At 47.7% G+C, this 19,033-nt stretch carries 17 protein-coding genes; 6 read left to right on the forward strand and 11 right to left on the reverse strand.

Translation table 11 applies throughout. The features are described 5' to 3' along the window. Positions 1 to 8: 8 nt before the first annotated feature. From gatB to moaA, 7 genes are all read right to left on the reverse strand, one after another. Positions 9 to 1,436 carry an Asp-tRNA(Asn)/Glu-tRNA(Gln) amidotransferase subunit GatB gene (gene gatB, locus EAO37_RS05295; RefSeq protein ID WP_205589751.1) on the reverse strand — a complete coding sequence of 476 codons (1,428 nt, stop codon included), beginning with the start codon at positions 1,434 to 1,436 and terminating at the stop codon, positions 9 to 11. Beyond that, entirely contained in the window at positions 1,430 to 1,690 is a 261-nt protein-coding gene (locus EAO37_RS05300) for a hypothetical protein (protein ID WP_162982176.1), read from the reverse strand. The genes gatB and EAO37_RS05300 overlap by 7 nt, the downstream gene beginning before the upstream one ends. Before the next feature lie 15 nt (positions 1,691 to 1,705). Continuing rightward, positions 1,706 to 2,929, reverse strand: coding sequence for a pitrilysin family protein (locus EAO37_RS05305; RefSeq protein ID WP_120944547.1), 1,224 nt, complete (start codon positions 2,927 to 2,929; stop codon positions 1,706 to 1,708). Between the two features lie 218 nt (positions 2,930 to 3,147). Then, positions 3,148 to 4,194 carry a dehypoxanthine futalosine cyclase gene (locus tag EAO37_RS05310; protein WP_120944525.1) on the reverse strand — a complete coding sequence of 349 codons (1,047 nt, stop codon included), beginning with the start codon at positions 4,192 to 4,194 and terminating at the stop codon, positions 3,148 to 3,150. 9 nt (positions 4,195 to 4,203) lie between these two features. After that, entirely contained in the window at positions 4,204 to 6,717 is a 2,514-nt protein-coding gene (gene bamA / locus EAO37_RS05315) for an outer membrane protein assembly factor BamA (protein WP_205589480.1), read from the reverse strand. 120 nt (positions 6,718 to 6,837) lie between these two features. Then, positions 6,838 to 7,914: an aminofutalosine synthase MqnE gene (mqnE, locus tag EAO37_RS05320; protein WP_120952085.1), complete on the reverse strand. Its 1,077-nt coding sequence runs from the start codon at positions 7,912 to 7,914 to the stop codon at positions 6,838 to 6,840. Continuing rightward, positions 7,915 to 8,877, reverse strand: a complete 963-nt coding sequence (moaA, locus tag EAO37_RS05325; protein WP_120952088.1) for a GTP 3',8-cyclase MoaA — start codon at positions 8,875 to 8,877, stop codon at positions 7,915 to 7,917. 97 nt (positions 8,878 to 8,974) lie between these two features. Between moaA and EAO37_RS05330 the strand changes: the two genes are divergently transcribed. The 4 genes from EAO37_RS05330 to flhB are packed head-to-tail and all read left to right on the forward strand — an operon-like array spanning position 8,975 to position 11,561. Next, entirely contained in the window at positions 8,975 to 9,130 is a 156-nt protein-coding gene (locus EAO37_RS05330; protein ID WP_120952091.1) for a DpnII family type II restriction endonuclease, read from the forward strand. Beyond that, the gene (locus EAO37_RS05335; RefSeq protein ID WP_240451738.1) at positions 9,111 to 9,935 is read left to right on the forward strand and encodes a site-specific DNA-methyltransferase; all 825 of its coding nucleotides are present in this window, start codon (positions 9,111 to 9,113) and stop codon (positions 9,933 to 9,935) included. The genes EAO37_RS05330 and EAO37_RS05335 overlap by 20 nt, the downstream gene beginning before the upstream one ends. Next, the gene (locus EAO37_RS05340; protein ID WP_120952097.1) at positions 9,935 to 10,510 is read left to right on the forward strand and encodes an NTP transferase domain-containing protein; all 576 of its coding nucleotides are present in this window, start codon (positions 9,935 to 9,937) and stop codon (positions 10,508 to 10,510) included. Before EAO37_RS05335 ends, EAO37_RS05340 begins: the two co-directional genes overlap by 1 nt. After that, the gene (gene flhB / locus EAO37_RS05345; RefSeq protein ID WP_120952100.1) at positions 10,503 to 11,561 is read left to right on the forward strand and encodes a flagellar biosynthesis protein FlhB; all 1,059 of its coding nucleotides are present in this window, start codon (positions 10,503 to 10,505) and stop codon (positions 11,559 to 11,561) included. Before EAO37_RS05340 ends, flhB begins: the two co-directional genes overlap by 8 nt. On the opposite strand, the gene EAO37_RS05350 is transcribed toward flhB, so the two are convergent. The 4 genes from EAO37_RS05350 to murJ form a co-directional block, all read right to left on the reverse strand. Next, positions 11,558 to 12,475: an alpha/beta hydrolase gene (locus EAO37_RS05350; RefSeq protein ID WP_120952103.1), complete on the reverse strand. Its 918-nt coding sequence runs from the start codon at positions 12,473 to 12,475 to the stop codon at positions 11,558 to 11,560. The two genes, flhB and EAO37_RS05350, sit on opposite strands and share 4 nt — an antisense overlap. A 5-nt stretch (positions 12,476 to 12,480) precedes the next feature. Beyond that, positions 12,481 to 13,335: an MqnA/MqnD/SBP family protein gene (locus tag EAO37_RS05355; protein ID WP_120952106.1), complete on the reverse strand. Its 855-nt coding sequence runs from the start codon at positions 13,333 to 13,335 to the stop codon at positions 12,481 to 12,483. Between the two features lie 61 nt (positions 13,336 to 13,396). Then, a complete protein-coding gene (gene cysS / locus EAO37_RS05360) occupies positions 13,397 to 14,818 on the reverse strand; it encodes a cysteine--tRNA ligase (RefSeq protein WP_162982968.1) in 1,422 nt (473 codons plus the stop codon). Between the two features lie 296 nt (positions 14,819 to 15,114). Then, positions 15,115 to 16,554 (reverse strand): murein biosynthesis integral membrane protein MurJ, encoded by a 1,440-nt coding sequence (gene murJ, locus EAO37_RS05370; RefSeq protein ID WP_120952115.1) that lies wholly within the window; start codon positions 16,552 to 16,554, stop codon positions 15,115 to 15,117. Between the two features lie 109 nt (positions 16,555 to 16,663). Here murJ and EAO37_RS05375 point away from each other — a divergent pair, with 109 nt between their 5' ends. Both EAO37_RS05375 and ruvA read left to right on the forward strand, forming a co-directional pair. Beyond that, positions 16,664 to 18,490 carry a DUF342 domain-containing protein gene (locus EAO37_RS05375; protein ID WP_120952118.1) on the forward strand — a complete coding sequence of 609 codons (1,827 nt, stop codon included), beginning with the start codon at positions 16,664 to 16,666 and terminating at the stop codon, positions 18,488 to 18,490. Next, positions 18,487 to 19,032 carry a Holliday junction branch migration protein RuvA gene (gene ruvA, locus EAO37_RS05380; protein WP_120952121.1) on the forward strand — a complete coding sequence of 182 codons (546 nt, stop codon included), beginning with the start codon at positions 18,487 to 18,489 and terminating at the stop codon, positions 19,030 to 19,032. Before EAO37_RS05375 ends, ruvA begins: the two co-directional genes overlap by 4 nt. Position 19,033: the final 1 nt, after the last annotated feature.

Consider the following 19,033-nt stretch of genomic DNA (forward strand, 5'->3'; position numbering starts at 1 on the left):
CCACACAATTACCCCTCTAACTTCTCTTTTAAAAGCGCGTTGAGCGCGCTAGGATCCGCACCTTTCATGTTTTTTAAAATCTGCCCTACAAAAAAGCCCAAGAGTTTAGTTTTACCCCCCTTATATTCAGCGACTTTATCAGGGTGCTGGGCTAGCACAGTTTCAATGGCGCGCGATAACTCTTGTGTGTCCTGCACTTGGGCTAAGCCCAGTTTTTCAATGAGGGTATCTACATCACTAGGCTGGCTTGCGCTTTGGCTTAAAAGCGCGTCTAAAATCTCTTTGCCTGCCTTGCCTGAGATTTTTTTGCTATCGATGCGTTGCACTAAAGTGCCTAGAGTTTGCGCGCCCACTTTGCAAGATTCTAACTCTGCGCCCTCCAAACGCCCTAATAATTCTACACATAGCCAAGACACGCTCGCCTTTACACTTGCTCCCATGCCCATCATCTCTTCAAAATACTCTGCAATGGCAACATCGCTCACCAACATAGACGCGTCTTCAGGTTTGACTCCTAGCTCTATGTAGCGCGCTTTTTTGGCATCGGGCAATTCGGGGATCACCTGCTCTAAAAAAGCTTTGGGGATATGCACGCGTCTAAGATCGGGATCGGGAAAGTAGCGATAATCTGCTGAGCCCTCCTTATCGCGCATGGATTGGGTGATCCCCTTAGTGGTGTCAAAAAGCCTAGTTTCTTGCACCACTTCGCTAGCATAAGTGCCCCGCTCAAAGGCTTCGCTTTGGCGTTCAACCTCATATTCAATGGCTTTTTGGATGAATCTAAAGCTATTGAGATTTTTAATTTCTACGCGTGTGTAGAGTTTGCTCTCCCCTTTGGGGCGGATGGAGACATTAGCATCACAGCGAAAATTGCCCTCTTGCATATTGGCATCAGAAATGCCCAAAAAGCGCACAAGCGCGTGGAGTTTTTTCAGATAGCTAATGGCTTCTTGTGCGCTGCGCAAATCCGGGCGGCTGACAATCTCTAGTAAAGGTGTGCCTGCGCGATTCAAATCCACCTTAGAAAACTCTCCTTCATGGATATTCTTCCCTGCGTCCTCTTCTAGGTGGGCGCGCTCAATGCCAATGCGTTTTAGCCCGCTCTCTGTGTCAATATCCAAATACCCCGCGCTCACAATGGGGATTTCAAACTGGGAGATTTGGTAAGCTTTGGGTAAGTCGGGGTAAAAGTAATTCTTGCGCGCAAAGATGGAGTCTTGATTAATGGTGGCATCAATCGCCATCCCAAAGGCGATCGCCTTTTTTAAAGCCGCTTCATTGAGCACGGGCAGAGCCCCGGGCAAGCCTAAACACACCGGGCAGGTGTGGCTATTGGGAGCGTCTTTAAAGCTGGTGGAGCAAGAACAAAAAATCTTGGTCTGGGTGTTGAGTTGGGTATGCACTTCTAGTCCGATTATGGTTTCAAACATCAAAATCCTTTAAACTTAATGCCAAATATTCTTAAGATAATGGCTACCAGCGCGATCACTAGAGCTAACCCCAATAAAATAACCACCGCATGGGCAAAAAAGAGCAGCACTACCACAACAATCACAAGCGCAAGCCCGATTGCAAGCGCAACGATCAAAAAGACTCCCGATTCGATTAGCAGATCAAAAAGCACCGGAAACACGCCCACAAGCCCCCCTAAGATCAAAAGCCCCAGCAAGCAAAGAAGAAAAGTCCCCATCGTAATGAGTGCTCGCTACTTAGGCTCTACGGGAGCCATTTTCTCCTTACGGGCTGCTTTTTGGGCTTGGATTTTGGGATCCATCGTCAAAATGCTAAAACTCAAATCCGCCACCTCTGGGTGGGATTTGATATAGGCGTTGATCTCCTCTAGCTTTAAGTTTTTAATGCGCTCTAACATGATCTTATCGTAGTTGAGAGGCAAACCTAAGTAGAAATTGTGGAATTTGGTGTTCAGGCGTTTGCCTAGAGTTTCATTGGCTAAGGGTTCAGAACCTAGCAAGAATTTCTTAGCCCCCTCCAACTCCTCTTGGGTCATACCCTTGTCTATGAACTCTTTCACCACCTTTTTAACCAGTGCGATACTCTTATCTTGGTTTTCTAGCTTGGTTTGCAAATACCCGGTTGTGCAATTAATAATGCGTGAGAGTTGCACGCGCATGTAAGCACTATAAGCCAAGCCCTCTTTAACGCGGATAGTGTCCATCAAACGCGAGCCAAAGCCACTAGAACCCAACACAAAGCCCATCACTTTGGCTAAGGGCAATTCTTTTTCTAAATCTTTCATGTAAAAGGGCGATCCAAAGTAAATATAGGCTTGTTGGGTGTCCTTGTAGATGATCTTTTCTTGGGCTTTTTGGGCGGTGCCAAAGTGGGGGGTGAAAAAGGGCTTATTGGAGGGCAAAGCCTCTAGCAGGGGCTTGAGTTGTTCTAGGGTTTTGTTCGTGTCCAAATCCCCCCCCATCACAATGATGAGTCGCTCAATGTCTAGCGCGTCCTCAAGGCGTTTTTTGACATCCTCTAGTGAAATGCTTTGGATACTCTTGGGTGTGCCCACAGCCGGGTGGGCTAGGGGAGTGTTAGCAAAGAGGAGTTTGTTGAGCTCAAGCTGGGCGATGTAGTCAAAATTGCTCATCTTGGTGAGCGCGTTGGCGACCATATTCTTTTGCACCTTCTCTAGGGCACTGGGAGTAAGGTTGGGCGAGAGGAGTAGATCGTGCAGATACCCGATCGCCTTTTGTTGGTATTCTTTGAGAAAACCTAGATCGATGTGCAAAGACTCCAATCTAATATCGGTGTCTAGAGTGATCGCCAGCTGTTCTAATTGTTCGGCAAACTTGACACTGCCTAGCTCTTTTGTGCCCTCGTTTAACATCTCTGCGCTGAGTTTAGATAAACCGTATTTGTCCTTATCGCTCAAATTCCCCCCCCCAATAAACATCAAGCGGATCGTCCCCATGGGCAGTAAGTGGTTTTCCTCATAGATCACCGGGATTTTAATCCCCTTGATGCTAAAATACTTAATGCCCTCTCCGGTTTGATCGCGCTTGATGACTCTGTGCGCACTTTGTTCCTGAGTTTGTTTTGTTTGTTCCATCCATGCTCCTATCATGATTAAAGCTAACACCACAATGGCTAGCAACAGTGCGTAACGCACGCCTTTGACTTTCGCGCCCATCAATACCTTTCTAAAATTTCATAGGCAGTGTTACGCTTGGCAGCGCGCCCACCCAAATCGCCCACCAAGGCGATCATCTCCTCTTGGCTCATGCAAAAACTCGTGCCCGCTGCCTTGACGACATTCTCCTCCATCATCACACTCCCTAGATCATTTGCCCCAAAGAGCAAAGCCAACTGCCCGATCATCGCTCCTTGTGTAACCCATGAACTTTGGATATTTTTAATATTATCCAAAAATAGACGGCTACAAGCTAACAAGCGTAAATAACGATTGCTACTTGCTTTTTTAATCTCCGGTCTTTCTTGTTGCAAAGGGGTGAAATTGGGCTGAAAACTCCACAAAATAAAGGCGCGAAACCCTCCGGTTTCATCTTGCAAGTCGCGCACCCTCTGCAAGTGCTCGACCACATCTTCAGGGGTGTCTACACTCCCAAACATCATGGTTGCCGTGCTCTTGATCCCGCATTTGTGCGCCTGCCTATGCACTTCGATCCAAGCATCTGCGCTAAGTTTCTTGGGCGCGATCACCTTGCGCACCCGGTCGCTTAAAATCTCCGCACCCGCCCCCGGGATGGAGCTAAGACCGGCGGCTTTGAGGCGTTCTAAAACCTCCACTAAAGAGAGCCGTGAGATTTTGGCGATATAGTCAATCTCTACGGCTGAAAAACCATGAATGGTGATAGTGGGGAATTTTTTAGCGATGTGAGAAACTAAGCTTTCATAGTAATCAATTTTGAGTTGGGGATGCACCCCGCCCTGAAATAAAATCTGTGTGCCTCCAATGGCTAAGAGCTCCTCGATCTTGGCATCGATGCTCTCAAAGTCCAAAATATAAGCGTCCTTGTCTTTGAGGGTGCGCTTGAAAGCGCAAAACTTGCAATCCACAAAGCAAATATTGGTGTAATTGATATTGCGATCCACAATAAAGGTCGTGGTGTTATCCGGGTGCAGGGCTTGTTTTTTAGCCAAAGCTAAAGCTCCTAGCTCCTTTAGGGGTTTGTGTAACATCCACTCCAAGATCGTAGCCCTGTCTAAGCGTTGCATGCCTCTCCTTTAAAAACGCGTGCCCATAGAAAACTCAAAGCGTTGGGTGAGATCGCCCATGTCTGTGTTGAAATACAAGCCCTTCTTGCTACTCCAGTCGTTGAAAAAGGCGATGGGGAAGATGAGCACCAAGGGACCCATGGGCGAAATCCACTCGATTTGAATCCCGGTGGAGGCGCGCCAAGTGCCATGTTCATAGCCCGCCCCGATCACGCCATAATCTTTAAAACTCACATCGCTAGTGGTCAAAGCGTTGTGCCAAAAGCCTCCCATTTTGCTAGCGGTTTTAAAGGTCAAAAAGCCCCAGTCAAAAAACCATGCCACACGCATTTTAGCCGCTTTGAGTAAGCCATAACTAAGCTCCACAGAGCCGGTGTAGATCCCATCGCCCCCAACCCACATGCCCTCTGCATTTCTGGGCGTGATCGAGCGGTTTCTAAAGCCCCTCACCGTGGTAACGCCCCCTAAGTAGAACACGGAGTTAAGAGGGAGATAATCCTCTGTGTTGTAGCGGAAGATATAGCCCCCTTGGGTTTTGAAACGCGCGATCAAGTCGATCAAAATGTATTTTTGCAGGTGGTGGTAGGCGGCAAATTTGCCATAAATCTTGGCGTTACGCACATTCCCGCCCAAACCATTCCACGAATTGAGCGTATTTGAGGAGGGCAAGCCAGCCATTGTGGTGTAATTGGCAAAGGTGAAGCCATTTTTGGGGAAGTAATAGTCGTCCGTGTTGTCAAAATTGGTGCTCAAGGTGAAAGAACTGGTGGTGGGGGTGTGGTAATCGCGATCCCATAAGCCACGCAAGGGCTGCCCATTGGGTCCAAGGGCTGGTTGCCCATTGGGGTAGCGGATAATGGTGTCCTTGCTGCTATAAAACATTTCATAAAGGGGGCTAGAAAAGCCGATGATCTTGTTGATGCTGTAGTTATAGCCCAAGTTCATGCTAAAGGTGTTGGTGATCATGCGCCCTACAGAGGCACTAAAACCCCCACCTTGCTGGATATAGTTGTAATTGATGATGTATTCAGCAAAGAGACTAATCGAGGAGCTATAACGGCTGTCAAAAATTCTAGGGTTTCGAAGCGTCAAGTTTCCAGAGAACATGCGCCCGCTCCCTCTAATGCCGTAGTTGCGATTCCCGCCCCCTGTAGAGACATTAGCATACAAGCTCATGCTCTGCCCTGTCCCAAAGAGGTTTTTCTCACTCACGCTCCCATTGAGCATGAGCCCCCCATAGCTCCCATAACCCAAGCCAAATTGCAACTGCCCCGTGCGCCCCTCTTCAACATTGACTAACAAGTCCATCAATTGGCTATTGACCCGTCTTTCCTCAATCTTGACCTTAGAGAAAAAGCCCAAACGGCGCAAGGCGTTTTCAGAGTTGGCGACTTTTGTCAGGCTATAACGCTCTTTGGGGTTGAGCCACACCTCACGGCGAATCACCCTATCGCTGGTGCGCTGGTTGCCTGAGATAATGATGTCATTGATATAAACCATATCCCCGGTTTCAATGCGGTAAATCACCTTGACCTTGCCATGTTGTTCGTCTTTATCCAAGTCAGGTTTAACCACCGCAAAGGCATAACCCTTGTCGGCGACCTCGCGCTTGAGTGTTTGGGCATCTGCGCGCATGTTTTCAATATTAAACACCATGCCCTTTTTGATTTTAAGCCCCTTGAGGAGTTTGGGGATGGAAATCACCGGTTTACTAATTTGAATCTCGATGCCAGAAACGCGGTATTGAATCCCCTCTTTGACCTTATAGTAAAGCTTAGCTTTGTGGGTAGCAAAATTGGTGTTCAAAAAAGGTGCAGACACATTCACATCCAAGAAACCATGGCGTAAATAGACATCTTGGATACGCATGGAGTCGTATTCTAGCTCGTTAAGGTGCAATTTCCCGGAGTTCAACCCCCACATCCAGCCCATAAAATCGCGCTGCTTGTTCGCGCTCAAGCTCTCCACAACCCTAGGCTTAAGTTGCTCGCGCCCCTCATAATTAGACTTGGTGATGTAAATGTGGTTACCCCGGTTGACATGGAAGACAATGCGGTAAGCCCCCCCATTGGCTAAGCTCTCTGTTTGCGTCTCAACCACACTCCCATAAAAGCCCTGCTGTTCTAGCGCGGCTTTTAAAATATACTTGGCGTTGTCTAACTTGTTCTCATCATAGGTATCTCCCTTTTTGATCCCCATTTGGGTGTAGAGATTTTCTTTCTCTTTCTCTGTGCCATAGCCCTTGATCTCCACGCCGGCAATGCGGGGCTTTTCTTTGAAGTGGAAGACTAAATCACCGTTTTTAAAGGTGGCATAAACATCTTCAAAGTAGCCCTGGTTGTAAAGAGCTAAGATGGCTTGATCGATTTGTTCTAAGTCTAGAGGATCGTTTTTCTTGAGTTTGACAATCTCGCTAGCGAGCATGTCAGACATGTAAGAGAGATCCTTATACTCTATGCTGGTGATTCTAGCTTCCTCAGCGTCCACAGGCACAAACAACTGCCCCGCGCACACCAAGATCATTGTAAGAAACTTTTTAATGGAACACCCCTGATTTTGCTTGACTAACACGGCTTGGATTATAGCGCATTTGAGCCTTAAGTGCCATAAAAAAACAGCCTAAGTAAACAAAAATTTAACAGATCACCACACTTTGAGGGTATTATATAGACTATCGCGCTCCACTGGTTGGAATTGCGCGTCTTTGATCTGGGCGATCAAGTCCTCTTTGGCGACCCCCTGCGCGCTTTGTGCGCCTCCAGCGGATTGGATTTTTTCTACCCCAATCGTGCCGTCCAAATCGTCTGCGCCAAATTCTTGAGCCACTAAAGCTAAATTCAGCCCCAAAGTCGCCCAATAAGCCTTAATATGGGGGATGTTTTGCAAAACAATGCGCGCAATAGCGATGGTTTTGAGAATCTCCACCGCGCTAGGACTGCGCTTAACTTTGAGAAAATTATTATCTCTTTGGTAAAGCAAGGGAATAAAAGCGTTAAACCCTCCCTTTTTCTCTAAGGCATGGGGACCTTGGGTGGCTTTGAGGCGCAACATGTGATCTAAGCGATCCTGCTTGCTTTCAATATGCCCAAATAACATCGTGGCGTTGCTCATTTTGCCCAACGAATGCCAATATTGGTGGATTTCTAGCCATCTTTTTGAGCCCACCTTACCCCCACAAATGCGCTTTCTAACCCCCTCTGCAAAGATCTCTGCTCCACCCCCGGGCATGCTATCCACCCCCGCCTCTAACATGTCCTCTAAGACCTCTTGGTAGGGCTTTTTAAACTTGGTGCTTAAAAAATGCACCTCAGCGGCTGTCATCGCCTTTAAATGCAAATCAGGCATGCTTGTCTTAATGAGTCTAAAGAGCTCTAAATACCAACTATAAGTGTAATTAGGATTGTGCGCGCTGACTACATGCACCTCTTTAACCCCCGCCTTATAAGCACTCTCAATCTGCTCTAAAATTTCTGTGTGCTCCATTTGGTAAGGGTTGGGGTTTTTACGACTGGCTGAAAAGGCGCAAAACTTACAGCTATCTGCGCAAATATTGCTGGGGTTGAGGTGGCGGTTGGTGTTAAAAAAGACTTGATCTTGATGGTAGTGCGTGCGAATAGTGTGGGCTGCCTCGCCCAACGCATAGAGATCGTAATCATAAAGCTTGGCTAGACTTTCTGCGTCTAAATCCTGTGAATCTAAAGCCTGTGTGAGTAAATCCATTTAGCCTCCAGTTTGATAAAATGCGCGCTCAGAAATTTGGTAAGCCCCGCTCCAAAGATTCTTTTCTGGCTTATTAGCCACCGCCTGCCTGAGTGCCTCTAACATGCGCGCGCGCTCCGTGCTCAAAATTGCCTCTTTAGCATCCACGCTATCTTGGTAATACAAACAAGGGAACAAAGTCCCATCTGCGCTCACGCGCACGCGATTACAACTCTTGCAAAAATCCTCTTTATGGGGAGCGATGATCCCAAATTGGTAGCCATTCTCTAGGGTGTAAATCTGTGCGGGTCCTAGCTCTTTTTGGGGCGTGCCTACGATCTTATAACGCTGGCAAATTATCTCTAAAATCTGCGCCCCGCTCAAGCCTTGCAAGCGCGCGCTCGCATGGGTATTCTCCATAAACTCAATGTAGCGAATCTGCGTGCCCTTTGCTTGGGCAAATTCTAGGAGGTCTAAAATCTCATCGGCATTGATCCCTTTGAGCGCGACCATGTTGAATTTGAGTTTTAAACCCGCTTGCAACGCCGCTTCAATGCCCCTTAATACAGAGGGCAACGCGTCCTTTTTGGAGATTTGCACCACGCGCTTAGGTTTAAGCGAATCTAAAGAGATATTCACCCGGCTTAAACCCGCCTCTTTGAGCGCGTGCGCGTGTTTTTCTAACAAAAAGGCGTTAGTGGTGAGCACCAATAAGACTTTGGGATTATAGGCATGCAATTGCGCAATGAAGGGCACTAAATCCTTGCGCAACAAGGGTTCGCCTCCGGTCAAGCGGATTTTTTCAATCCCCTCATCCATGGCAACTTTGAGAAACTCTAACATGCGATCTAGGGGGATAACTTCTTCATGGGAGCTAAAATCTAGGGGGGTGGTGGGCATACAATAGGCGCATCTAAAATTGCACTGCTTGGTGAGCGAAACTCTTAGGTAAGTGATTTGTCGCCCAAAACCATCAATTAGCATCGCTAGCCTCTTTGTGTAGTTTTTCTTAACATAGCAAATTTGGGCTGAATCAGAGCGAATCAGCCAAACTTTTAATCTAGCATGCTAGGCTAGGGAAATGAAAAACACCCTCCCTTTTGTAATGTTTACTTGGATCACCGATGGGCAGGGGTGGTTTAATGCCAGAAACAAGTTGGAAGAAGCCTATCAAAGTGTGCGCATTTGCAATTTAAGTCAATTGGACAACTTGATAGATGAGTTACACCATGCATAAGCCTATTTTTGTGAGTGAGGATTCTAAATTCACGCTTTATCATCATGATTGCAGGGAGGTTTTGGCATGCATGGAGGGGTGCTTTGATCTCATTTTTGCTGATCCGCCTTATTTTCTCTCTAATGATGGCTTGAGCATTGAGAGTGGCAAAATTGTGAGTGTGAATAAGGGCGCATGGGATCGCGCGGGAGGAATTGATGAAATCCACGCCTTTAATATGGAGTGGATCACTCTAGCCCAGCGCGCGCTCAAGCCCACAGGCACGATTTTCATCAGTGCCACCCAGCATAATCTATTCTCTCTAGGGTTAGCCCTGCAAACTCTAGGCTTTAAACTCTTGAACACCATCACTTGGCATAAGAGCAACCCCCCGCCTAATTTCTCATGCCGCACACTACTACACGCTAGCGAGCAAATTCTATGGGCGCGCAAAAGTCCTAAGCACGCCCATATTTTCAACTACCAACGCATGAAGGAGTTGAATCAAGGTAAGCAAATGCGCGATGTGTGGACTCTCCCTGCCATTGCCCCTTGGGAAAAGCATTTAGGCAAACACCCCACCCAAAAGCCCTTAGGGCTACTCCTGCGTTTGATCTCAATGGCTAGCCATGAGGATAGTTTGGTGGGCGATCCCTTTAGTGGTTCGGGCACCACAGGGATTGCGGCTAACTTGCTTGGGCGATCCTTTATAGGCGTCGAACAAGAAAGAGAATTTATTAATCTCTCTATTGCGCGCAAGAAAGATTTAGACGCGCGTTTTAGCGAATTTGCCAAACGCGCCCAAAAAATGGGAGTGATGGCTTAATGACAAAACTAAAAATCCCCTGTGTGATCCTCACTGGGGGCAAGAGTGCGCGCATGCGCGTGGGGGGACAACAATGCGATAAAGCGTTATTGCCCTTTGGCAATTATCCTAGCCTTTTAGCCTACCAACACGCCAAAATGAGCGCGCTTTTTGAGCGGGTCTATATTAGTTGCAAAGAGTCCTATAACTTACAAGTGTATGCGTCCTACATTTTGGACTGCCGACCCGATTTTAGCCCCCTACTGGGCATTGTGCGCTCTTTGTATGCTCTCCGACAAACGATCTTTGTGATCCCGGTGGACATGCCCCTAGTGTCAGCCCAAAGTATTTTAAAACTCTGCGAACGCGCCCAAGAGGCGGGGGTGGTGTATGCCAAAAGCCCGGAGCGTTTTTACTTGCTGGGGTGTTGGCAGATGAGCATGGCAGATGCGCTAGAGGACACTTTAGAGAGTAATGGTTCGGTTAGTTCTCTTTTGGAGGGAGGTTTAGCTGTAGAGGTGTCGGAGGGTGTAGAGTTTAGCAATTGCAACACCTATAGAGAATACCAACGCGCGTTGAAAATTTTAAATGGCTGAAGAAGAAAAGACCGAACTCCCCTCCGCCAAGAAAATAGAAAAAGCGCGCGAAGAGGGCAATGTCGCTAAAAGTCTGGAGGTGGTGGGGTTTTTAGGGTTGGTGGCGGGTTTTGGGGGGGTGATGGCTTTTTTTAGCATGTGGTTAGATCATTTTGAGAGCATTTTTAGGCAGAGTTTGCGTTGGATCGCCCTAGATTTCACCCCCCACAATCTCCACTTGCTTTCTTTGCAATTGCTCAAAGATATCGCTTGGGTGCTCTTGCCCTTTTTATTTTTGGTGTTTGTGGTGGCGTTTTTGGCTAATGTGGTGCAATTTGGCTTGCTCTTTAGCCCTAAGGCGATTGTGCCTAAGTTTTCTAAGATCAATCCCATCAACGGGCTAAAAAATCTCTTCTCTCTCAAAAAGCTTTTAGATGGTCTGCTCATCAGCGCTAAGGTGTGCTTTGCCTTCATGCTAGGTTTTGTGATCGTGAGTGTGTTCATCGGGGAGTTAGCCAAGATCGCGCGCATTGACATCAGGGATCAGGCGTTGTGGTTTGAACACAAGGCGTTACTTCTCATTGCCAGTTTATTATTCTTATTTCTAGTAGCCTCTTTATTAGACTTTCTGCTCAAACGCCGTCAGTATATCAATTCGCTTAAAATGACTAAGCAGGAAGTCAAGGACGAATACAAACAACAAGAAGGTAACCCCGAGATCAAAGCCAAAATCAAACAGCTTATGCTCAAAAACTCCATGAGTAAGATGATGGCAGCCATCCCTAGCGCGAATGTGGTCGTTACAAACCCCACCCACTACGCGGTCGCGCTCCGCTTTGAGGAAAAAGATGTCGCTCCGGTGGTGGTGGCTAAGGGGATCGAACACTTAGCGATTCGCATTAAGGCGATTGCTAGAGAACATGACATTGAGATCATTGAAAACCCTAAACTCGCACGCGAGCTCTACAAAGAAGTGGATGTAGATGAGGTGATCCCTAAAATGCTCTTTGAGGCGGTAGCGATTGTCTTTGCCCAAGTGGCGCATATCGAGCAGATGAAAAACAAGCGTTAAAGACCTCGGTGTTCTAGCCATTCCAGCATAAGGCGCAAGGCGCGATCTTTATTGGGTTCATCAAAGATTTTATGCCTAGCTTGGGCTAATAACTCTAAGGACACTTGTTTAAAGCCCTGTGCGCGCAAGGCGTGGTAGGATTTGATCACCCCCACCCCAAAGCCCCCGCACACATCTTCTAAACCACTCATGAGCAAAATAGGCAGGTTTTTATCCCCATAAGCATGCGCGCTAAAGACCAAGTGCGCCCCCTCTAACAAACAGGCAAAACTATTAGTGCTGAAAGCAAAACGGCTAGCCTTATCTAGGCTATAAAATTTAAGCACCTTAGCATCCTGACACAGCCACGCCCCCCTAGCCCCCATCGCGCGCACTCTGGGGTGCAGGCTAAAAAAGGTGTTTAGATTCCACTTGAAAGGGCAACCCATCGCGCGCAAGAGTTTTAAAACCCCCACACACAAACCCAAACCCCTAAAGGGAGTGGGTGTGCCTGTGAGAATGAGCGCGTCTAGGGGAGTGTGAGCATGTTGGATTAAACGACGCGCTAGTAGTGAGCCCATGCTATGCCCTAATAACACCAGCTTATACCCCTTGCAAACTCCGCGCACTAGAGCGACAAACTTAGCCAAGTCCAGCACGGCGTGCTCAAAGCCATTTTCGCCCATCTCTCCCCAAGCGATTTCAACACTGTGTTCTAACACGCTCTGCCCGTGCCCTCTGTGATCGAACACAAAGACATCATAACCCAGCGCGCACAACTCAGTGGCTAGCCATATATAGTGTTTGCGGTGTTCTGCCATGCCTGTGGCAATGAGGAGGGCGACACCCTTAGGGCGAGCGGGCACATAGTGATCAAAGTGCAAATCTAGGTAAGTAGGGTGCTTAGAACTCAGGCGTGCGGTGTGGATACGCATAGTGTTTAAGAAAACCTTAGGGCGTGGTAGCGCTTGGGGATCAAATGGGCTTGGGTGTTAAGGGGGGTGGGATAAAAACCATGCCTAAAGCCCAAGTTAAACAAGATGTCTAGGGCTTGGAGTTGTTTAGAGCTCAGTTGGCACGCGCTGGCATTGGCGTAGAGATCAAGATAAGTAGCAAGGTGTTGTGCGCCCACGCGCACTAAGCCGCGTTCTAAAAGCATAGAAGAGAGTAGTTTAGAGTGGGCTAAGGCTAAGTTAATGGCTTGGGTTAACTTCTTCTCTAGCTCGATAGCCTGCACTAGGGGGATGGATCGGCGCAACACCATTCCGCCCAAAGGCAGAGGCAATTCTGATTTAGAGAGCTCACACCACACCTCCCAAATCTCTTTTTCTACCACTAGATCCGGGTGAAAATCTAAAATACTCTCATGGATGAGCACTCCCGCATCTACCTCCCCGCTCAATACCGCCTCTTCGATCTCTAAGAAATTTTTATAGATCACGCGCGCGTGGGGGTAGTGGAGTCTAAAGAGCAGGGCGTTAGTGGTATAACGCCCGCTCAAAGCCACCTTGAAATTTCTCTTTAGTTTGGTGGTTTTTTTGCGCACCAGCTTAGGACCATACCCCTCCCCAAAGCTACTTGCGCACTCCAAAAGCGCGTATTGATCGCTAATGAGGGGATAAAGCCCAAAGGAGATCGCGCTGATGTCGTGCACGCCCTGCAGGGCTTGGGTGTTGAGGGTTTCAATGTCTAGGGCGTGGTGGGTGAAAGGTCTGTTTAAACCAACCCACCCAAAGGCGATTGCATAGAACATGAACACATCATCGGCATCTGGACTATGGGCGATGCTTAACATGGTTCACCTCTGTGTTTTTCAGCGATTCTAACTTACTTTGATAAAGGCTTGCCCACAAAAACTAGAACAATTTTTCCCAAGTGGTGGAAGTGGGGGTATCCATCAAGGCGATGCCCTGTTTGGCTAGTTCCTCTCTAATGCGATCGGCTAGAGCGAAATCTCTAGCCTGTTTGGCTTGGGCGCGCAGAGCGATTTGTTTGCTGATGTGGGCTTTGAGCGCGTCATCTACACCTAGTTGGAAATACACAGCGGGGTCCTTACCCCCCAAACCCAACAGGCTGTCCACAAAAGCCAAATCCTGCAACACCTGTTTGGCGTTTTGTTGGTTGGTTGGCTTGTGGGGGTGGTTGAGTTGGTCGTTGGCAAGGTGCAAATACTCTTCTAACACGCTGAGGGTTTTAGAGATGTTCAAATCATCGCGCATACCCTCCAGTAAGGCGTGGGTGAAGGGGTTGCTTGGGGGGGGCAAATCTAGAGGGGAGGCTAGTTGTAAGGCACGCTTTTTGAGGCGGTAGAGTTTGTCTAGGCGTTTTTTAGCCATGCATAAGTCTTGCTCATTGAAATGCAAAATCGCGCGGTAATGCACCCCCAAGAGGTAATTACGCAGAATTTCGCCATCATAGACTTTTAGTGCGTCCTTGATGTAAAAACTATTACCTAAACTCTTGCTCATCTTTTGCCCGGAGATATTCACAAAACCATTGTGCACCCAATACTTGGCGAGTTCTTGGTTAAAAGCGCAACGGGTTTGGGAGGCTTCGTTTTCATGGTGGGGGAAAAAGAGGTCTGATCCCCCCCCATGGATGTCAATTTGGTAGGCTTGATCGCGGTAAGCCAAATTGGCAAAGATCATCGCTGAACATTCAATATGCCAGCCGGGTCGCCCCTTACCTAAGACACTTTCATAACCCAAATCCTGCGCGCCCTTATAGGCTTTCCACAGCGCGAAGTCCTTTTCATGGCGTTTACTAGGGTTGTCATCTAGGCGACTCACGCTCTCTTGATCTAGACTGTGCGCGCTCAAAGTCCCATAACTCGAATCGCTACTGGTGTCTAAGTAGATGTCCCCATTGCTGGTTTTATAGGCATGCCCTTTGTCTAAAAGGGCTTGGATCATGAGGGCTATGGCTTGCAAATGCGCGCTGGCTTTGGGCTCTAGGTGGGCGCGTTGCACACCCAAAGCCTGCATGTCAGCTAGATAGCTTGCTATGAAGCGCGCGCTCAGAGTGGCGGTGTCTAGTTGCTCTTGCTTGGCTTTAGCGATGATCTTGTCATCAATGTCGGTGAAGTTTTTCACCACCTGCACCCCATAACCGCTTAATTCTAAGGTGCGCTTGAGCAGATCAAAGGCGATCGCGCTTCTAGCATGCCCTAAGTGGGAGTAGTCATAAACGGTGGGACCACAGACATAAATTTTAACCTGCCCCTCTTGAATGGGTGTAAAGCGCACCTTTTGCCTTTGGCGGCTATCGTAAATGTAAATGGGTTGCATGTGTGCCGTTCCTACAGACCTATAAAATCCTATAAAACTTTGCAAAATCCTACAAAGCTAGGATTTCTGCTGTATTCTTAAGTTCATCCATGCCTGCTCTTATCAAAACACAAGGTTTTGCCCTTTGGTTTTGTTGTGTCAAGCGTTGCGCATGCCCGCAAGCGTCAATTGGGCAGGAACTCTGCCTACTAAAGGCGGTGCTTATTTTAGCAAAAATTTTGGTTTTTGTGGCAAAAACAACCACACAAAAAACTCATAGAACTTATGTTATTGGTTTGTGCCCTTAACTAAAGATAATACAGTGTTTGCTTGGCTTGTAGACACCACAAAAAGGCGTATAGCAAAAGAGTTTCTAAGGCAAGTAACCCCGCCAGCCACCCCCCCCATTGCCAAGAAACCATGCCCAAAAAGCGCTTAAATCCAAAAGCTCTAATGTTCAAAAGGCATAGCAACCCCCCGCTAAGACTGCTGGCTAGGGCTAGTCCGCTAGCCTGCAAGTAGCGCATCCCTAAGAGCGCGCTAGCAAACCCAAAGAGTAGAGAATACAAAGTGATCTTAGCCGCTTGGAGTTGCTTGGAGCTAGCATAGAGCCAAAGCGCAAAGATTTTAGAGAGTCCAAAGGGCAAGAGACCTAGCAGATACATTCTAAAGACAGCCGCGCTCTGCAGGGTGTCTTGAGGGCTAAATTGCCCGCGTTCAAACAACAGGGCTACAATGTATTCACTCAGCACCCACCCCCCCACACTGCAAGCTAGTAACATGCAGGTCAAAAAGTGCAAAGCCTGTTGCATGTGCGCTAAAGCCTGTGCGCTTTGGTGGTTTTTGATCGCTTTGGCGATGGTGGGGAAAAGCGCGCTAGAGATGGCGATAGCAAAGAGGGCTAGGGGGAGTTGGAAAACACGATTAGCGTAGTAAAGATAAGAAATGCTCCCCGCACCCAAAAAAGAAGCCAATAGCGTGTCCAAGAAAGCAGAGAGCTGGCTGGCTGAATTGCCTAGCACACTGGGGAAAAATTGTTTGAAAAAACTTTTAAGCTCACTGTTTAGGCTGTGTTTACCGGGCATTTTGGCACGCTTGAATCCATGTTTAAAGCCCAAATAAAAGAGTTTAAAAAACCCCAACACATAAAGGGGGTAAAAATGCGCGCACACTTGGGCTACCCCCCCGCACAACACCCCATAGCTCAAGTAATACACCACTTCTAAGGAAGTCTTGTCCTTGCCTAGGAGCAATCCAGCGATCATACCCGCATTGAGCAAGATCGTGTTGTAGGCGCTCACAAAGAAGTTATTTTTGTATTGCAATAGCGCGCTAAAAAAAGTGCTTAAAAAGACCAAGAGGAGATACCAAAAATTCAAAGCCACGATGTCTTGGGCGAGCGCGATCACGCGGCTATCAAAACCATAGGCTAATAACTTGGTAAAAAAGGGCGCGTTATAACGCACCAGCAAAGACAGCGCGATGAGCAACGCGCTGAAAATCCCTAGCACACTCAAGCTAAAGCTAGCCTTGTGGCGGCTGTGGATAAAGGCGGGCATAAAGCTTTGGCTAAATGCCCCTTCGGCAAAAATACGCCTGAAGAGATTGGGGAATTTGAACGCCACAAAAAAAATATCGCTATAAACCCCACTCCCCAAAATGGACGCGCTCAATAAATCGCGCACAAATCCTGCGATCCTAGAGCACAAAATCCCTGAGCTATTGGTAAAAAAGAATTTTTTTAACACGAGAAACCCCTGCTTAAAAGAGGATTCTAGTCTAAAAAGATTAATCAGTGTGGTGTTTTTTTAGCCAGTATGTATTAAAATACGCGCAGACGACACAAAGGAGTCCGCTTTGGCGAGTGAGTTTTATTCTAAGGTAGTGTTAGATTGCGCTGACATCCAATTGGAGTTGGAGAAGGTGGCGCAAGCGCACGGGATCGATATGGAAGACCTATGGTTTGATCTACTGAAGGTGCACACTTTGGTGCGCACCAATCCTAAAGATGTGTTCAAACTCTTGGAGGAGAGGGAGGTTAAGCGCATTGATGATGATGTGTTTTTCAACGACAAGCAGGTCGAGGTGATCCAACGCTATGACATTTGCATTAGAAAACGCTTGTTTACCTATTTCTTTGAGGTGGAGCTCTCTAAGGAGTGCGATGAACTCTATGTGATCTTTGAAAGCCCCTTTGTGATCGTAGAAGATGAGGGTTTGTTCAAGGAGATCTGTGCGCGCATAGAAACCGCTATGGCGCACCAAAAGATTTTATTGCGCCAGATGGAAGCCCAGCATGCCGGTCTGCACAAGGAGATCGAGCGTTGCATTAAAATGAATCTACAGCCTGAGAAGATCTTACTCAAGCGTGCTCTGTATCGTCCTAACAAGCAGGGCTATGTCAACCTCATCTTAAAACAAGTGTGGGAGGAAAAAAACGCCCAAAAAGCCCCGGCTAACTCCATCTTTGGTGCGGGTGTGGGGGATGCTGTCTTGGAATATGTCAAGCCCATCGCGGGGGCTAGCGGACCTAATCTCTTGGGGCAATTCATCAAAGTCAAGGAAGAAAAACCCATCTTGCCCGTCTTTGAGTGCAATAGCGATGCCTTTGAGCTCAAAGAGAACTCTAAAAAGATGGTGTATTTCTCTAAGATCGCTCAGTATGTGGTATTGGTGGGCAACACGCTCAAGAGTTACACTAAGGATAGTTTTACAGAGATGAAGAGCACTAACACACCCATGTTTTTAGGCGGGGTGCAAAATGGCATGGTGCTCTACATCGGGGCGAAAAACGAGATCGACAACGCCATTGAGAGCAATTTGCGCATTGAGGCTAGGGAGATCCATGTCAAGGGCAATGTGGGTAAAAATGTCAATTTGGTGGCTAAGAAGGTGATCGTGGAGGGGCAGTTGCACAACGATAGCAGTGTGGAAGCCGATGAAATTTTTGTCAATAATAACAAGGGCACTTGTCAGGGCAATAAAGTCATTTGCAAGTATGCCGATAGGGGCACAATCATCGCGCAAACCTGCGAGATAGACGCGGGCAGTGGGGCGCAAGTCTTTGCTAGAGAGATTAGCATGCAACAACTCAAGTCCAATAACACCTTTTATTTTTCGGGCAAATGCACGGTGGATCACATCGATGGGAGCGAAAACACCTTTTGTTTTTCCGCCTTTGCCGATCCACAAAGCAAGCGCATTTTAGAAGAAACCAAAGCTGAAATGGAAATCTACAAGGAAAAAGCCCAGAAGGTGATGACCCAATACCAAAAACTCAACTTCTTTTTGCAACAAAAGCAGGCTACTATTGATCGAATCAAGAGCGCGGATGCGGCTACTAGAAAACTCTTGATGGAGGAAGAATCTGTCCAGCGCACCTATTATGACTTCATGGACTGCCTGCGCCGCATCAAGATTTTACGCCTCTATGTGCTCAAACTCCAAGAACTCAATCGAGGGTTTGTGGATCGCTTGGTGTCTTTGGAGTCGAACATGCGCGATACACGCTTGTTTGCCAAGGGCGCGTGGACGGCGTTTAACACGATCACATGCAATCGCTTCTACACCGGACGCTCCAACCAGAGCCTGCAAACAGAAAGCGGTGAAATGGTGGATTTTAAATTAGATGGGATCTCTTTGGTGCGCGCCAAAAGGCAGGTAAGCTTTGAGGATGGCGCGTGATTGTAGGGCTTGTGGGGCGCATAGAGAGTATAGAGCCCGCGTTTATCACTGTGAATGTAAGCGGGGTGGTTTATGGGGTGCATGTGAGTTTGCGCGCCAGCGCGCTATTGCAAGTAGATCAAGAAACGCGCTTGTTTACAACCCCCGTATTCAAAGAGGACGCGCACCATCTCTATGGGTTTTTAGCCCCTGAGGAGCGCGCGCTATTTGAACGCCTGCTTAAGATCAATGGGGTGGGGGCTAGGATCGCCTTGAGTGTGCTCTCTTTGTACAGCGCGCAGGAATTTAGTGCCTTGTTGAAAGCCCATGATCTCAAGGGTTTACAAAGGGTGCCCGGGGTGGGGGGCAAGCTCGCTGGCAAGATCATGCTAGATGTGGAGGGGTATTTAAACACGACCCCAAGCCCCCGCAGCACAGAGGCCACATTGGCTTTAGAAAGTTTGGGTTTTAAGAGCGCTTTGGTGCATAAGGTCTGTGCGGCTTTGCCCGCAGGGCTTAACACCCAAGAGATTATCAAACAAGCGTTGCAACAGTTGAGGTAGA

It is taken from the genome of Helicobacter sp. L8 (genome assembly GCF_003660355.1).
Taxonomy (GTDB): domain Bacteria; phylum Campylobacterota; class Campylobacteria; order Campylobacterales; family Helicobacteraceae; genus Helicobacter; species Helicobacter labacensis.

Excerpts from the sequence above, each read along its gene's own strand:
- moaA (WP_120952088.1), bottom strand. The coding sequence starts at position 8,877 with ATGCTAATTGATGGTTTTGGGCGACAAATCACTTACCTAAGAGTTTCG.
- EAO37_RS05350 (WP_120952103.1), bottom strand. The coding sequence starts at position 12,475 with ATGCGTATCCACACCGCACGCCTGAGTTCTAAGCACCCTACTTACCTA.
- flhB (WP_120952100.1), top strand. The coding sequence starts at position 10,503 with ATGGCTGAAGAAGAAAAGACCGAACTCCCCTCCGCCAAGAAAATAGAA.
- EAO37_RS05305 (WP_120944547.1), bottom strand. The coding sequence starts at position 2,929 with ATGGGGACGATCCGCTTGATGTTTATTGGGGGGGGGAATTTGAGCGAT.
- bamA (WP_205589480.1), bottom strand. The coding sequence starts at position 6,717 with ATGATCTTGGTGTGCGCGGGGCAGTTGTTTGTGCCTGTGGACGCTGAG.
- EAO37_RS05300 (WP_162982176.1), bottom strand. The coding sequence starts at position 1,690 with ATGGGGACTTTTCTTCTTTGCTTGCTGGGGCTTTTGATCTTAGGGGGG.
- EAO37_RS05310 (WP_120944525.1), bottom strand. The coding sequence starts at position 4,194 with ATGCAACGCTTAGACAGGGCTACGATCTTGGAGTGGATGTTACACAAA.
- EAO37_RS05355 (WP_120952106.1), bottom strand. The coding sequence starts at position 13,335 with ATGTTAAGCATCGCCCATAGTCCAGATGCCGATGATGTGTTCATGTTC.
- EAO37_RS05340 (WP_120952097.1), top strand. The coding sequence starts at position 9,935 with ATGACAAAACTAAAAATCCCCTGTGTGATCCTCACTGGGGGCAAGAGT.
- EAO37_RS05330 (WP_120952091.1), top strand. The coding sequence starts at position 8,975 with ATGAAAAACACCCTCCCTTTTGTAATGTTTACTTGGATCACCGATGGG.
- EAO37_RS05335 (WP_240451738.1), top strand. The coding sequence starts at position 9,111 with ATGAGTTACACCATGCATAAGCCTATTTTTGTGAGTGAGGATTCTAAA.
- mqnE (WP_120952085.1), bottom strand. The coding sequence starts at position 7,914 with ATGGATTTACTCACACAGGCTTTAGATTCACAGGATTTAGACGCAGAA.